We start from the raw sequence: 14702 nt of genomic DNA, 5'->3' as shown, positions 1-14702 counted from the left end.
GAAATCTCCTGTTGGAATGTTTGTTGCAGAATCTCTAGGACATTGCCCCGCCGCGCACAACGCCCGCGTCACCGCAGCCAAAGCCCCTTGGATTTGATCGTCTTGCGAATGACCTGTTCCCGCGCGGGCAGGTTGTCCCGGTCAAACAGCGCCCGGATCTTTGCGCCCTTGCGTTGGATCACCAGCTTTTTCAGCGGGTCATAGCCTTTGAGCACCTTCTTGATCTTGTTCGGGGCCACAACGGTTTCCAGCACTTCGACCACATGATCGCTTTCGCGGGCATAGAGCAGGGGAAACAGGCGATAATGGCAACTGATCTGGCCATCCAGCAGGCCCTCGGGCAAGGCATTGCGTCCGCCGCCGAATGAGTGGATGACCAGCGGCAGGGCGACCTGATCCAGCCATGGGTCGAGACTCTGCCCTGTCAGTTCGGGGATTTCTTCGTCCCGGATGGTGCGGGCATAGTCCAGAAATCGCTCGCCGAACTGACGGGGGCACTTGTAGAAGAAATACCCCGCGTTGAAATACAGATAACGCCGCCAATGGCCCGCAGGTTGGCCGTGGTCGAGGGAACTTTCGAAATCCAGCCCGAACCGGTTATAGAGCGCGCGCCAGATGCCATCATGACCGGGACCATAGAGCGTGGGTTTCGGCCAAGTACCCTCGGCCCGCAGCGACGCACCGGGCCGGTCGAAATCAAATGGCACATCGGTCAGTTCGCCTGTGATCAGCGTGTCGCTGTCGAAGAAGACGAACGGCTCACCCTCGGGCATCGCCAGCAGGGCTTCGATTTTGTTGCCGTTGGGGTAGCTTGCACCGAAGGTGCGGGATTCGAAGGGCAAGATTTCCGCGCCCAGATGCTGCAGCGCCTGCAAGACCTCGGGATCTTGAATGGCGGGGTTTTGTTGCCAGAGCGGGCCGGGCTGTGGGACGCCCACAAACAGCCGACCCTGAAAGCCGGGGGCGCTGTGACGCAGGGAGGCCGCGAACAAAAGCGCCTCATATTGCAGACGGTTGTTTTGCCCGATGAGGAGGATGTTGAATGTCGCCGGGCTTGCCTGCATCTTATCGCGCTTTCTGATCGGGCCGGAATTCGGCATCTGCCACAACCGGAAGTACAACAAGCTGTGAGGGGCGTCAAAACCCCAAAACGGCCCCGTTTGAAAATTAGAGCCTGGGGCCCATCTATTGTGTCAGCAACGCAGGAGGATTGCAGATGCGGGTCAATGCGGATTTCAGTCAGCGGGTCGCTGTTCACTTCGATCAGACCGAATGGGTCGCCTCACCCGCCGCGGGCGTCGAGCGCAAGATGTTGGACCGGATCGGAGCCGAGGTGGCGCGCGCCACGACGATCGTGCGCTTTGCCCCCGGCAGCGCATTCTCGGCCCATACCCATGACGGGGGCGAGGAGTATCTGGTGTTGGACGGTGTCTTTCAGGACGAGACCGGAGATTTTCCGGTGGGCAGCTATGTGCGCAATCCTCCGACCTCGTCCCACACGCCCTCGGCCAGCGAAGGGGCGACCATTCTGGTCAAGCTGCATCAGTTCGACCCAGACGACCGGACCGAGCTGCGCCGGTCGATCAACGGCGTCGGGAGTATCCGGCTTTACAACGATGCGCATGAGGAGGTTCAGGTCCAAAGCTGGGCCGCCGGAGAGCGCGTTGAACTGGATGCCAGCAAGGGGCTCGAGGCCTTTGTGATCGAAGGCGGCTTTGTTGAGGCCGGCGAGGAATTCGGCGTCTGGGATTGGCTGCGCTTGCCGCCCGGATCACGCTCGATCGCCGTCGCAGGCGAGGGTGGGGCGCGGGTGTGGATGAAATCCGGGCACCTCAGCGGGATGGTTTGAGGCGGCGTTTGCCGCGAAATTGCGCAATTTACCTTGAAATCCGGGCTGATCTGCCCGGATTTCACGTTTTTTGACCCTTTGATAAATTTTACCAATTGATAAAAAATCAGATTGTGGCAAGCTGGGCCAATAACAAACATATCTACAGGGAGTAGAGTGATGGCACAGGGCCAGATGGCACCCCGGATCGTCTCCGGGCGGCTTTCCAGCGATGAGCTGACCTCGAATTTCACCGATCTGCATCCGCCACTGGCCCCGCATGAGGCCGCCGTGGCCGCGGATCGTTGCTATTTCTGCTATGACGCGCCATGCGTGACGGCCTGTCCGACGGATATCGATATTCCGCTGTTCATCCGTCAGATACAGGCGGGCCAGCCCAAGGCGGCCGGGCAGACCATTCTGGAACAGAATATCCTTGGCGGCATGTGTGCCCGGGTTTGTCCGACCGAGACGCTGTGCGAAGAGGCCTGCGTGCGCGAGACCGCCGAAGGTAAACCGGTTGAGATCGGGCGGCTGCAACGGTTTGCAACCGACGATGTGATGGCCTCGGGTACGCATCCGTTTGAACGCGCCGCGCGAACGGGCAAGACAGTCGCCGTTATCGGGGCAGGGCCAGCCGGTCTGGCCTGCGCGCACCGTCTGGCGATGCTTGGACATGACGTGGTGATCCATGAAAGCAAACCCAAGGCGGGGGGGCTGAACGAATATGGGATCGCAGCCTATAAATCGACTAACAATTTTGCGCAGGCCGAGGTCGACTGGCTGTTGAAGATCGGAGGGATTGCCATCGAGACCGGTTCGGTTCTGGGTGAGGCAATCTCGCTGGATGGGCTGCTGCAGAACTATGATGCGGTGTTTCTGTCGATTGGCTTGGCCGGTGTGAACGCGTTGCGCGCGGACGGGGTTGATAAGGATGGGGTCCGGGCTGCGGTCGATTTCATCTCAGACGTGCGTCAGGCCAGCGATCTGGCGGATCTGCCCGTGGGCCGGAACGTGGTCGTGATCGGCGGCGGAATGACAGCTGTGGACGCGGCGGTGAAGTCAAAGCTGCTGGGGGCCGAGCATGTGACTATCGCCTATCGCCGGGGCCGCGACGCGATGGGGGCCAGCAGGTATGAGCAGGATCTGGCGGCGTCGCACGGCGTGCGCATCCTGTGCAACGTGCAACCCGTGGCCGTGCATGGAAATGGGGCGGCGGCTGAGATCGAACTGGAGTATACTGCCAGTGAGGACGGTCGACTGACCGGTACGGGCGAGACTGTGCGGGTGACGGCGGATCAGGTTCTTAAGGCCATTGGTCAGACCCTGGACGGCGCGCCCGAAGGGCTGACGCTGGATGGCAACAAAATCGCTGTGACCGGTGCCGGACGCACGTCGATGGCCGGTGTATGGGCCGGAGGTGATTGCGCAGCCGGGGGCGAAGACCTGACGGTGACCGCCGTAGCCGAGGGGCGCGATGCGGCGATGGACATCCATGCCAGCCTGAGCGCGTGATGGCCGGGGCGGCGCAATGAGTATTTATGAAAAGATGAAGATGCGCATCTGCATCAGGGAGGCCGGATAAATGGCTGATTTAACGACAAACTTTCTGGGAATCTCAAGCCCGAACCCGTACTGGCTGGCCTCAGCGCCGCCGACGGATAAGGAATATAACGTCCGCCGCGCTTTTGAGGCCGGTTGGGGCGGTGTTGTGTGGAAGACGCTGGGAGCCGAGGGGCCTCCGGTCGTGAATGTGAACGGGCCGCGCTATGGGGCGATCTATGGGGCGGATCGGCGGTTGCTGGGGCTCAACAACATCGAATTGATCACCGACCGTCCGCTTGAGGTCAACCTTGAAGAGATGGCGCGAGTGAAGGCGGATTATCCGGACCGTGCGCTGATTGCGTCCCTCATGGTGCCCTGCGAGGAAGAGGCGTGGAAAGCCATCCTGCCGCGCGTGGCCGAGACCGGCGCCGATGGGATTGAGCTGAATTTCGGCTGTCCGCATGGGATGAGCGAGCGGGGCATGGGCTCGGCTGTCGGGCAGGTGCCGGAATATATCGAGATGGTGACCCGGTGGTGCAAGCAGTATTACGACCGCCCCGTGATCGTAAAGCTGACGCCAAATATTACCGATATTCGCAAACCTGCGGCGGCGGCGCGGAACGGTGGCGCGGATGCGGTTTCGCTGATCAACACGATCAACTCGATCACCAGCGTCAACCTGGACACGTTCAGCCCCGAGCCGTCGATTGATGGCAAAGGCAGTCATGGCGGATATTGCGGCCCGGCGGTGAAGCCGATCGCTCTGTCGATGGTGTCCGAGATTGCGCGGGCCGAGGCGACGCACGGCATGCCGATCTCTGGCATCGGCGGGGTGACGACGTGGCGTGATGCCGCTGAATTTATCTCGCTTGGTTGCGGAACGGTTCAGGTCTGTACCGCGGCGATGACCTATGGTTTCAAGATCATTGATGAGCTGACCGCTGGCCTGTCGGAATGGATGGATGAGAAGGGCTATGCCAGCGTTGAAGACGTAATCGGTCGTGCGGTACCCAACGTGACGGACTGGCAGTATCTGAACCTGAACTATATCGCCAAGGCTAAGATCGATCAGGATCAGTGCATCAAATGTGGCCGCTGCTATGCCGCTTGTGAAGATACCAGCCATCAGGCGATTTCGATGTCGGCGGATCGGGTGTTTGAGGTCATCGACGAGGAATGCGTGGCCTGTAACCTCTGTGTGGATGTGTGCCCGGTCGAGAGTTGTATCTCGATGGAGCCGATGGCTGCCGGCGCGGTCGATCCACGCACTGGCAAGGTGGTCGATCCTGAATATGCCAACTGGACCACGCATCCGAATAATCCGATGTCAAAGGCGGCTGAGTAGGCGGAGATTTTTCTGCGAAAAATCTTGATTGAGAAAATTCGACGAATTTTCTCAGAACAGTATGTCGATGGGGCCGTTGTGGCAGATGACTATGTATTGATTGGCGGTGCGGATCAGATGGTATCCGCGCCGTTTCACTTCGCCCTGAAAGGCCGAATGACCCACTTCGCGCTCGACCCACGCCACCGAACGTCGCACGACCGCACCGGTGCGGGCCGAGCGGGACGAGAACAATTGTGTGATCCACGGTTCGGGATTGGGCCTGCGTGTCATCATGGCCCGAGCTTTTCCCAATAGGGTTAAGCATGCCTTAAGGCGTCAGCAGTTTTCTGTAGAGCGTTTCGACAAAGGGGACGGCCCCTTCGAAAGGGTCTTCGTCGCCGAGTATTGCGCGTACCTGCACGTCGAAATCCGCGTAGTGCTGGGTCAGGGCCCAGATCGAGAAGATCAGATGATAGGGGTGAACGCGCGCGATTTTTCCCTGATCCATCCAGCGGGTGAGAATCGCGGTTTTTTCATCGACGAGTTCCTTCAGGTCGCTGGACAGTGCGTCGCGGATACGAGGCGCGCCCTGAACCAGTTCGTTGGCGAACAGGCGGCTTTCGCGAGGCAGATCGCGGCTCATCTCAAGCTTGCGCTGGATGTAGGACAGTATCTCTTGCAGCGGGTCGCCATCCTCGTCCAGCGTATGCAGGGGGGCCAGCCAGACATCCAGCAACCCGGAAAGGAGTGCGGTGTGAATCGCCTCTTTCGACGGGAAATAATACAGCAGGTTGGGTTTACTGAGGCCCGCCTCGGCGGCGATTTGGTCGACGGTCGCACCGCGAAATCCATGGGCGGAAAACACGTTCAGCGCGGCCTCGAGAATCGCGGCGCGGTTTTTCTGCTGAATCCGGGTTGGGGCGCGGTCTTTGGGCATGTTCACCTGATGTCTCTTTTTCGGCCAGTCGGGCGCTGAATATGTCGAAAATTCTGGCAGGACACTTCAATTTCTTGACTGAGGTCGAACCCGTGATAGCGTGAGTTTGACCAGATGGTCAAATCAAGACACCAAAAGCGAGCCAAATCGCAAGCAACAGGGAAGAACAAGATGGCAGCTCCAGCGCAGAATCTCAGGATCAATGGCGACAGGCTGTGGGACAGCCTGATGGAGATGGCCAAAATTGGCCCGGGCGTTGCGGGCGGCAATAATCGTCAAACATTGACGGACGAGGATGCCGAAGGACGCGCGTTGTTTCAGAGATGGTGTGAGGAGGCGGGCTGTACCATGGGTCTGGATCAGATGGGGAATATGTTTGCCCATCGCGAGGGGGCGGACCCCGAGGCCCTGCCGGTTTATGTGGGCTCGCATCTGGATACGCAGCCGACTGGTGGCAAATATGACGGCGTTCTGGGTGTGCTTGGCGGGTTGGAGATTATTCGCACGCTGAATGATCTGGGTATCAAAACCAAGCACCCTATCGTGGCTACCAACTGGACCAACGAAGAAGGAACGCGGTACGCGCCGGCAATGTTGTCTTCGGGCGTTTTTGCCGGGATGCACGCTCAGGACTGGGCTTACGCACGCGAAGACGCGGACGGGAAAAAATTTGGCGATGAACTGAACCGTATTGGATGGCGCGGTGACGAAGAGGTTGGCGCGCGCAAGATGCATGCGTTTTTCGAGCTGCATATCGAGCAAGGCCCAATTCTAGAGGCTGAAGGCAAGGATATTGGTGTCGTCACCCATGGTCAGGGATTGAGCTGGACCCAAATCACCGTGACTGGCAAGGATGCGCATACCGGGTCTACTCCGATGCCGATGCGTAAGAATGCCGGGCTGGCGATGGCGCGTATTCTTGAGAAAGTGGATGAGATTGCGTGGTCGCATGCACCCCATGCGGTGGGTGCTGCGGGGCATATTGATGTCTATCCGAACTCGCGCAACGTGATCCCGGGGAAGGTGGTGTTTACGGTCGATTTCCGCTCGCCCGAGTTGGAGGTGATCACCGATATGGAGAACCGGTTGCGGGTCGCGGCCGAGGGTATTGTCGATGAGATGGGTCTGCAGATCGAATTTGAGAAGGTCGGCGGCTTTGACCCGGTGAAATTCGATGAGGGCTGCGTGGCCGCCGTGCGCGATGCGGCCGAGCGGTTGGGGTATTCGCATACGGATATCATCTCGGGCGCAGGGCATGATGCCTGCTGGATCAACCGGGTGGCGCCGACGGCGATGGTCATGTGTCCCTGTGTGGATGGGTTGAGCCATAACGAGGCCGAAGAGATCAGCAAGGAATGGGCCGCGGCTGGGGCGGATGTTCTGTTCCATGCGGTTGTCGATACTGCGGAGATCGTGGAGTAGGGGGGCTCTGCCCCCGTCGCCCGAGGGCGACTCCCCCGGGATATTTTTGGCCAGATGAAGCAAGTGGCGCAGGCCGCATCAGGGAGTTTGAAATGAGTACAGTTATCAAGAACGGCACCGTTGTTACCGCTGATCTGACATATAAGGCGGATGTGAGGGTCGAGGGTGGGGTGATTACCGAGATCGGGCCCGATCTGCGTGGGGATAAGGAACTGGATGCGACGGGCTGTTATGTCATGCCGGGCGGGATTGATCCGCATACGCATCTGGAGATGCCATTCATGGGCACCTATTCGAGCGATGATTTCGAAAGCGGGACGCGCGCGGCGCTGGCGGGGGGGACGACGATGGTGGTCGATTTTGCTCTGCCCAATCCGGGCGAGGGGCTGCTGGATGCGTTGAAGCGTTGGGATAACAAGTCGACCCGGGCGAATTGCGATTATTCCTTCCACATGGCGGTGACCTGGTGGGGCGAGCAGGTGTTCGATGACATCAAGACCGTCATCGAGACGCGCGGGATCAACACGTTCAAGCATTTCATGGCCTATAAGGGCGCGCTGATGGTGAATGACGATGAGTTGTTTGCCTCGTTCAAGCGGCTGGCCGAGCTGGGCGGAATCGCGATGGTTCATGCCGAGAATGGCGATGTGGTGGCCGAGCTGAGCGCCAAGCTGCTGGCCGAGGGCAATACCGGCCCCGAGGCGCATGCCTATTCCCGCCCGCCACAGGTGGAGGGGGAGGCGACCAACCGGGCGATCATGATTGCGGATATGGCGGGCGTTCCGCTGTATGTGGTGCATACGTCCTGCGAAGAGGCGCATGAGGCCATTCGGCGGGCCAAGATGCAGGGTAAGCGGGTGTGGGGGGAACCTCTGATCCAGCACCTGACGCTGGATGAGAGCGAGTATTTCCATCAGGATTGGGACCATGCTGCGCGGCGGGTGATGAGCCCTCCGTTCCGGAACAAGCAGCATCAGGACAGTCTGTGGAATGGGCTGCATTCGGGGACGTTGAGCGTGGTTGCGACGGATCATTGTGCCTTTACCACCGACCAGAAGCGGTTCGGGGTGGGCGATTTTACCAAGATCCCCAATGGGACCGGAGGGTTGGAAGACCGGATGCCGATGTTGTGGACGCATGGGGTGAATACCGGGCGCCTGACGCCGAACGAGTTCGTGGCGGTGACGTCAACGAACATCGCCAAGATATTGAATTGCTATCCGAAAAAGGGTGCGGTTCTGGTTGGGGCCGATGCGGATCTGGTGGTTTGGGACCCCGAAAAGACCAAGGTCATCAGTGCGGATACGCAGCAGTCGTCAATCGACTACAACGTGTTCGAGGGCAAAGAGGTCAAAGGGCTGCCGCGCTTTACGCTCACGCGGGGACAGGTTGCCGTACATGATGGAGAAATCCGCACGCAGGAAGGCCATGGTGAGTTCGTAGCGCGCGAGGCCAATACCCATGTGAACAGGGCGCTGAGCACGTGGAAGGAACTGACGGCCCCGAGACCGGTTGAGCGGACGGGGATACCGGCGACGGGGGTTTAGGTGAGCGGAAAGACCTGGGAAATTGAACACCCACCCATCGCGCGTTATGCGGGATTTTCGGCGACGGCCATACTGCTAAGCATGCTGTTGATGTGCCTTGCTCCTTTCGCCCTTGGCAGCGGCGACTTTGATTCCGTTGTGGGTATCCCTTGGCTGGTTGCTTTCCTGTTGTTTTGGGGGAGCCCCTTATGGGTGCCCGTCATACTGATTTCCCTGTTTCCGGGATTTTTCCTTTATCGTTGGTTGGTTGGAAATCTACTTCCTACGCGAACTCTACCGTTGTTGACAGTTTCGATCGCCGCAATTGCTGTCAGCCTGCTGAGTTCATTGGGAATACCGGCAGGGCTATATATTGTTGGAATAGTGTCCAAAGGTTCGGAAGTGTTTAACTTAAGCAATTATTGGCCAGTCCTCTTTGGTATCCCTGCCTCTATTTTGTCGGCTTATCTGATCCTCTACAAGAGAGAGTCCTAATGGAGCAGGAACACCAAAATGCGGTCGTCGAAGCACGAAATCTCGATCTCACCTTCCAAACCAACGATGGCCCCATTCACGCCCTGAAGGATGTGAACCTGACCATCAACAAGGGTGATTTCGTCAGTTTCATTGGCCCCTCGGGCTGCGGCAAGACCACGTTTCTGCGCTGTATCGCGGCGCTTGAGCATCCGACCGGAGGGAGCCTGACCGTCAACGGCATGACCCCGGACGAGGCGCGACGCAAGCGGGCTTATGGGTATGTGTTTCAGGCGGCAGGGCTGTACCCGTGGCGGACCATTGCGAAGAACATCAAGCTGCCGCTTGAGATCATGGGCTATTCCGCCATGGAACAGGATGCGCGGGTGAAGAGCGTTCTGGAACTTGTTGATCTGGAAGGGTTTGGTGGCAAATTCCCATGGCAGCTTTCTGGCGGGATGCAGCAGCGGGCCAGCATTGCGCGGGCGCTGGCATTTGACGCCGACATCCTGCTTATGGACGAGCCGTTTGGCGCGCTGGACGAGATCGTGCGCGACCATCTGAACGAACAGCTTCTGGCGCTTTGGGCGCGCACGGAGAAGACCATTGGGTTCGTGACCCACTCGATCCCCGAAGCGGTGTATCTGAGTACCAAGATCGTCGTCATGAGCCCCCGGCCCGGGCGGATCACGGATGTGATCGACAGCCCTCTGCCGAAAGAGCGGCCTCTGGATATCAGGGACACGCCCGCGTTCATCGAGGTGGCGCATCGGGTGCGCGAAGGGCTGCGGGCCGGACATGGGGATGAGGTCTGATGGCGGAGGCGGAAATCAGACGCGCGGTTCCCGAGGATGTCGCGGCCTGCGCGCGGGTGGTCAGGACGTGGCTCGAAGAAACCGACTGGATGCCCGAAGACTTGCCGGAAGATAAGCTGGCCGATCTGATCCGCGAGGCGTTTCCACAGCGCGAAATGTGGGTCTCGGGCAATCCGGTGGATTGCTATATGTCCGTCGATCCCGCTGAGAATAAGGTCGGTGCGCTCTATTGCCTCCGCACGGGCGAGGGGATCGGCAAGCGGTTACTGGATCAGGCCAAGGAGGGGCGCGATTTTCTGTGGCTGACAACCCATGTGCCCAATCGGGATGCGCAGCGGTTTTACCGGCGTGAAGGGTTTGTCGAGAAGGGAACTGAACCTCCGACACCGCCGGATACGGTGCCGGTCATTCGGATGGAGTGGCGGGCATGAAGCAGTTTACCGCAGTCATGGTGGTGATCGCGGCGATTGTGGCCGTATGGTACATCGCCTGTATCCCGATGAATATCGACAGCGCGCTGAACGCGGCCGAGCGCGCGGGTGAGGAAGTGGACCCGCCAACCGCCAAGGAACGCGTTCTGGAATACGACATCGTTCTGGTCTGGGACAACAGCTTTGCCATCCCCGACACGTGGGAGCAGAACCGCCCGCGCCTGCCCACGCCGCATGATGTGGTGTTGGAGCTGTGGGATTCGACGGTCAACAAGAAGATCACGTCCAAACGGTCTCTGGTCTATCACGGCTGGGTCACGCTGAGCGCGACGATGCTGGGGTTTGCGATTGGCACCGGGCTGGGCATTCTGCTGGCGGTCGGGATTGTGCACAGCAAGGTTATGGACCTATCGGTGATGCCGTGGGCGATTGTCAGCCAGACCATTCCGATCATCGCTCTGGCGCCGATGATCATTGTGGTGCTGTATTCGATCGGGGTGCAGGGGCTTATTCCCAAGGCGATCATCTCGGCCTATCTGAGTTTCTTCCCTGTTGTCGTCGGCATGGTGAAGGGGCTGCGCAGCCCGGATGCCATGCAATTGGATCTGCTGCGCACCTATAGCGCCAGCCGGTCGCAGAGTTTCTGGAAGCTGCGGCTGCCGGCGTCGATGCCCTACCTGTTTACCTCACTCAAGATCGGGATCGCCGCGTCGCTGGTTGGGGCCATTGTAGGTGAACTGCCCACCGGCGCGGTTGCCGGTCTGGGCGCACGGTTGCTGGCGGGCAGTTACTATGGACAGACGGTGCAGATCTGGTCGGCGTTGTTCGGTGCGGCCATTCTGGCGGCTGCGTTGGTGGGGCTGCTGGGGCTGTTGGAGCGAACGGTCCTGAAACGGATGGGGATGACGCAATGATGCTGGTCCTGGGCGCGATCTTGCTGTGGGGGCTGGGCTGGTGGCTCAACAGTCGTCTTGCCAGCGGGCCGCAGGCCGACAGCCAGATGGTGCGGTTTCTGGCTCCGCTGATCTTTGGCCTGACCGTCGTCGCAATCTGGGAACTGCTGGTGCGCGGGCTCGACGTGCCTCTGGTCATTCTGCCAGCGCCCTCGGTCATCGCCGTGCGGTTTGGCGACAGCCTGCCGATCCTGTGGGCCGATTTCGTGCAGACCATCCTCAAGGGCGCGCTGAGCGGTTACATCATCGGCTGTACCGCCGCGTTCCTGACGGCCATAGCGGTCGACCGGTGGGAGTTCCTGCGCCTCGGGCTGCTGCCCGTGGGCAATTTCGTGGCGGCCTTGCCCATTGTCGGAACCGCCCCGGTTCTGGTGATGTGGTTCGGGTTCGACTGGCACTCAAAGGCGGCGGTCGTGGTGGTGATGGTGTTCTTTCCGATGCTGGTGAACACCGTGGCTGGGCTGCGCGAGGCGACTGCGATGCAGCGTGACCTGATGGAGACCTATGCCGCAACCTATTGGCAAAGCTTCCTGAAGCTGCGCCTTCCCGCCGCGATGCCCTTTGTGTTCAATGGCCTGAAGATTTCTACCACTCTGGCGCTGATCGGCGCTATCGTGGCCGAGTTCTTTGGCTCGCCCGTTGTCGGCATGGGCTTTCGGATTTCGACCAGCGTCGGGCAGCTTGCGCTGGATATGGTCTGGGCCGAGATCGTGGTGGCCGCGCTGGCCGGAACCCTGTTCTATGGGCTGGTCGCTATGATCGAGAAAACGGTGACTTTCTGGCACCCGTCGCAAAGAGGATAAGAATTCAACAGACCCCGAAAACGGGGCACCAACAGCAACTAGGAGACATGAAGATGAAGAAGCTACTCAGCGGGGCGGTCGCCGCCTTTAGCCTGGCCGCCACAGCGGCCTGGTCGGCGGATGAGGTGACATTGCAGCTGAAATGGGTCACGCAGGCCCAGTTCGCGGGCTATTACGTGGCCAAGGACAAGGGGTTCTACGAGGAAGAGGGGCTGGACGTCACCATCCTGCCCGGTGGTCCCGATATCGCGCCGACTCAGGTGATTGCGGGCGGCGGCGCGGACGTGACCGTGGAGTGGATGCCTGCGGCGCTGGCAGCGCGGGAAAAGGGCCTGCCGCTGGTCAACATCGCGCAGCCGTTCAAAAGCTCGGGCATGATGTTGACCTGCTGGACGGATGCGGGGATTGCCTCGCCCGATGATCTGAAAAACCGCACGCTGGGCGTCTGGTTCTTCGGCAACGAATTCCCCTTCATGAGCTGGATGAGCCAGCTTGGCATTAGCACGGATGGCAAAAGTGACAGCGGTGTAGAGGTTCTAAAGCAGGGCTTTAACGTTGATCCTTTGCTGCAGCGTCAGGCCGATTGCATCAGTACCATGACCTACAATGAATACTGGCAGGTCATCGATGCAGGTGTCACGCCCGAAGAACTGGTGACCTTTAAATACGAGGATCAGGGCGTCGCGACGCTTGAGGATGGTCTGTATGTGCTGGAAGAAAACCTGAGCGATACCGCCTTTGTCGACAAGATGGAGCGTTTCGTGCGCGCCTCGATGAAGGGCTGGAAATACGCCGAGGAGCACCCGGACGAAGCTGCTGACATCGTGCTGGAAAACGACGAGACCGGCGCGCAGACGGAAGAGCATCAAAAGCGGATGATGGGTGAGATCGCCAAGCTGACAGCCGGATCGAATGGCGCGCTGGACCCGGCGGATTTTGACCGCACAGTGGCGACGCTGCTGGCGGGCGGCTCTGATCCCGTGATCACCGCCCAGCCCGAGGGCGCGTGGACACATCAGATCACGGATGCGGCGCTGAACTAGGCGCGACGCTTCTAGATGGCTGAAGCGCGGTCCCCCTGGGGGGCCGCGTTTTTCGTTATGGATGTCGGATTTGTGTCTGTACTTGCGCGGTCGATGGGCTAGTATTTCATTGTAATATAACGCATTTCGCGACGAAATACTGACTAATCGGAATAAAATGCAGGGATTTGCATCAGAATTCAGTCACGCGTTGACTCTGATCCTGAACGGCGATGCCGAGCTTTGGGCGATCGTGCTGCTGTCGCTGCGGGTATCGGTCTTTGCGGTCCTGATTTCTGCGGTGATCGGGATGCCGGTCGGGGCTGCGCTGGCGGTTGCGCGGTTTCCGGGGCGGCGGGTTTTGATCATTCTGATGAATGCGCTGATGGGCTTCCCGCCGGTCGTCGTTGGCCTGCTTGTCTATCTGATGCTGTCACGCTCGGGGCCTCTGGGCGTATTGGAACTGCTTTACACCCCCACGGCGATGATAATTGCGCAAGTCGTTCTGGTGACGCCCATCGTGGCGGCCCTGACCCGGCAGGTGGTCGAGATGCTGGCCGAAGAATACTCGGAACAGCTGCGATCCTTGGGCGTCTCCCGTCTGGCCTCGGTTCCGGTGCTGCTGTGGGATGCGCGGCTGGCGCTGGTGACGGCGCTGCTGGCCGGGTTTGGACGCGCCATCGCCGAGGTCGGTGCGGTGATCATTGTCGGGGGCAACATCAATCATGTGACACGGGTGATGACCACGACCATTGCGCTTGAAACCTCGAAGGGCAATCTGGCGTTGGCGTTGGCACTGGGCGCGATCCTGATCGGGATTGCTGTTGCGGTGAACGCAATGGTCAGCGCCCTGACCCTGCGGGCCGAGCAGGAGGGACTGCGCCATGCGTGATGTGGTGGCCGGGATGCCGGGCGTGATCGAGGTGCGTGATCTGCATATCAACCGCAACGGCAAAGCGCTGCTCGAGGTGCCGCGCCTGATCCTCGACGGCCCGGGGCCGACGCTGATATTGGGGCCGAACGGTGCGGGCAAAAGCCTGTTGCTGCGGTGTCTGCACGGGTTGATCTCGCCGGATCGCGGACGGGTGTGTCAGGACGGGCAACCGCTGAACGCCGGTCACAAGGCGCGGCAGGCCATGGTATTCCAAAGCCCGGTGCTGCTGCGGCGCTCGGTGTCGGCCAATCTGGATTTTGTGCTGAAACGGCAGGCTGTCCCCCGCGGGCTTCGCAAGCATCGTATCGCAGAGTTGCTGGCCGAAGGTGGGCTGGAAGGCAAGGCGCGCCAGTCGGCCCGCTCGCTATCTGGCGGCGAGGCGCAGCGCCTGGCCATCCTTCGCGCGCTGGCACTTGAGCCCGAGACGCTGTTCCTGGACGAACCTACCAGTGCGCTGGATCCCGGTGCGACGCAGGTGATTGAACGGATGGTGCTGCGCGCCTCGGCCCGCGGGGTGCGTATTGTCATGGTGACGCATGACATCGGGCAGGCGCGGCGGCTGGCCGAGGATATCGTCATGATGCAGGCCGGTCACGTGGTGGAACATGGCGCGGCGCGGCAGGTGCTGGACGCGCCGCAAAGCGATGCCGCGCGCCGGTATCTGGCGGGCGGTTTGGTGACGTAA

16 protein-coding genes are annotated in these 14702 nt (G+C 60.1%); 13 read left to right on the top strand and 3 right to left on the bottom strand.

Annotation, left to right across the window (positions count from 1 at the left end; genetic code table 11):
- Positions 1 to 68 precede the first annotated feature (68 nt).
- Entirely contained in the window at positions 69 to 1064 is a 996-nt protein-coding gene (locus tag ACR0J1_RS13225; RefSeq protein ID WP_480733276.1) for a hypothetical protein, read from the bottom strand.
- A 152-nt stretch (positions 1065 to 1216) separates the two neighbouring features.
- Between ACR0J1_RS13225 and ACR0J1_RS13220 the strand changes: the two genes are divergently transcribed.
- The 3 genes from ACR0J1_RS13220 (at position 1217) to preA (ending at position 4718) form a co-directional block, all read left to right on the top strand.
- Positions 1217 to 1849, top strand: coding sequence for a cupin domain-containing protein (locus ACR0J1_RS13220; protein ID WP_480733275.1), 633 nt, complete (start codon positions 1217 to 1219; stop codon positions 1847 to 1849).
- Positions 1850 to 2008: 159 nt separating this feature from the next.
- Positions 2009 to 3343: an NAD(P)-dependent oxidoreductase gene (locus ACR0J1_RS13215; protein ID WP_480733274.1), complete on the top strand. Its 1335-nt coding sequence runs from the start codon at positions 2009 to 2011 to the stop codon at positions 3341 to 3343.
- A 70-nt stretch (positions 3344 to 3413) separates the two neighbouring features.
- Positions 3414 to 4718, top strand: coding sequence for an NAD-dependent dihydropyrimidine dehydrogenase subunit PreA (preA, locus tag ACR0J1_RS13210; RefSeq protein WP_480733273.1), 1305 nt, complete (start codon positions 3414 to 3416; stop codon positions 4716 to 4718).
- A 51-nt stretch (positions 4719 to 4769) separates the two neighbouring features.
- Here preA and ACR0J1_RS13205 read toward each other — a convergent pair whose 3' ends face one another.
- Together ACR0J1_RS13205 and ACR0J1_RS13200 are read right to left on the bottom strand one after the other, a co-directional pair.
- The gene (locus tag ACR0J1_RS13205; RefSeq protein WP_480733272.1) at positions 4770 to 4994 is read right to left on the bottom strand and encodes an N-(5'-phosphoribosyl)anthranilate isomerase; all 225 of its coding nucleotides are present in this window, start codon (positions 4992 to 4994) and stop codon (positions 4770 to 4772) included.
- Between the two features lie 34 nt (positions 4995 to 5028).
- The gene (locus ACR0J1_RS13200; RefSeq protein ID WP_480733323.1) at positions 5029 to 5637 is read right to left on the bottom strand and encodes a TetR family transcriptional regulator C-terminal domain-containing protein; all 609 of its coding nucleotides are present in this window, start codon (positions 5635 to 5637) and stop codon (positions 5029 to 5031) included.
- 171 nt (positions 5638 to 5808) lie between these two features.
- Between ACR0J1_RS13200 and ACR0J1_RS13195 the strand changes: the two genes are divergently transcribed.
- The 10 genes from ACR0J1_RS13195 to ACR0J1_RS13150 all read left to right on the top strand — a co-directional run bounded on the left by ACR0J1_RS13195 (position 5809) and on the right by ACR0J1_RS13150 (position 14702).
- Positions 5809 to 7059, top strand: coding sequence for a Zn-dependent hydrolase (locus tag ACR0J1_RS13195; protein WP_480733271.1), 1251 nt, complete (start codon positions 5809 to 5811; stop codon positions 7057 to 7059).
- A gap of 92 nt (positions 7060 to 7151) precedes the next feature.
- The gene (gene hydA / locus ACR0J1_RS13190; protein ID WP_480733270.1) at positions 7152 to 8606 is read left to right on the top strand and encodes a dihydropyrimidinase; all 1455 of its coding nucleotides are present in this window, start codon (positions 7152 to 7154) and stop codon (positions 8604 to 8606) included.
- Positions 8607 to 9080: a hypothetical protein gene (locus ACR0J1_RS13185; RefSeq protein WP_480733269.1), complete on the top strand. Its 474-nt coding sequence runs from the start codon at positions 8607 to 8609 to the stop codon at positions 9078 to 9080.
- The gene (locus ACR0J1_RS13180) at positions 9080 to 9874 is read left to right on the top strand and encodes an ABC transporter ATP-binding protein (RefSeq protein ID WP_480733268.1); all 795 of its coding nucleotides are present in this window, start codon (positions 9080 to 9082) and stop codon (positions 9872 to 9874) included. The genes ACR0J1_RS13185 and ACR0J1_RS13180 overlap by 1 nt, the downstream gene beginning before the upstream one ends.
- The gene (locus ACR0J1_RS13175; RefSeq protein WP_480733267.1) at positions 9874 to 10305 is read left to right on the top strand and encodes an N-acetyltransferase family protein; all 432 of its coding nucleotides are present in this window, start codon (positions 9874 to 9876) and stop codon (positions 10303 to 10305) included. Before ACR0J1_RS13180 ends, ACR0J1_RS13175 begins: the two co-directional genes overlap by 1 nt.
- Entirely contained in the window at positions 10302 to 11219 is a 918-nt protein-coding gene (locus ACR0J1_RS13170) for an ABC transporter permease (RefSeq protein WP_480733266.1), read from the top strand. Before ACR0J1_RS13175 ends, ACR0J1_RS13170 begins: the two co-directional genes overlap by 4 nt.
- The gene (locus tag ACR0J1_RS13165; protein WP_480733265.1) at positions 11216 to 12061 is read left to right on the top strand and encodes an ABC transporter permease; all 846 of its coding nucleotides are present in this window, start codon (positions 11216 to 11218) and stop codon (positions 12059 to 12061) included. Before ACR0J1_RS13170 ends, ACR0J1_RS13165 begins: the two co-directional genes overlap by 4 nt.
- 53 nt (positions 12062 to 12114) lie before the next feature.
- Positions 12115 to 13104 carry an ABC transporter substrate-binding protein gene (locus tag ACR0J1_RS13160; protein WP_480733264.1) on the top strand — a complete coding sequence of 330 codons (990 nt, stop codon included), beginning with the start codon at positions 12115 to 12117 and terminating at the stop codon, positions 13102 to 13104.
- Between the two features lie 157 nt (positions 13105 to 13261).
- Positions 13262 to 13975, top strand: a complete 714-nt coding sequence (locus tag ACR0J1_RS13155) for an ABC transporter permease (protein ID WP_480733263.1) — start codon at positions 13262 to 13264, stop codon at positions 13973 to 13975.
- Positions 13968 to 14702: an ATP-binding cassette domain-containing protein gene (locus ACR0J1_RS13150; protein WP_480733262.1), complete on the top strand. Its 735-nt coding sequence runs from the start codon at positions 13968 to 13970 to the stop codon at positions 14700 to 14702. The genes ACR0J1_RS13155 and ACR0J1_RS13150 overlap by 8 nt, the downstream gene beginning before the upstream one ends.

It is taken from the genome of Ruegeria sp. CJ3 (genome assembly GCF_056536725.1).
Note: the sequence above shows the minus strand (reverse complement) of the source record. Positions and strands in the feature narration are given on the sequence as shown.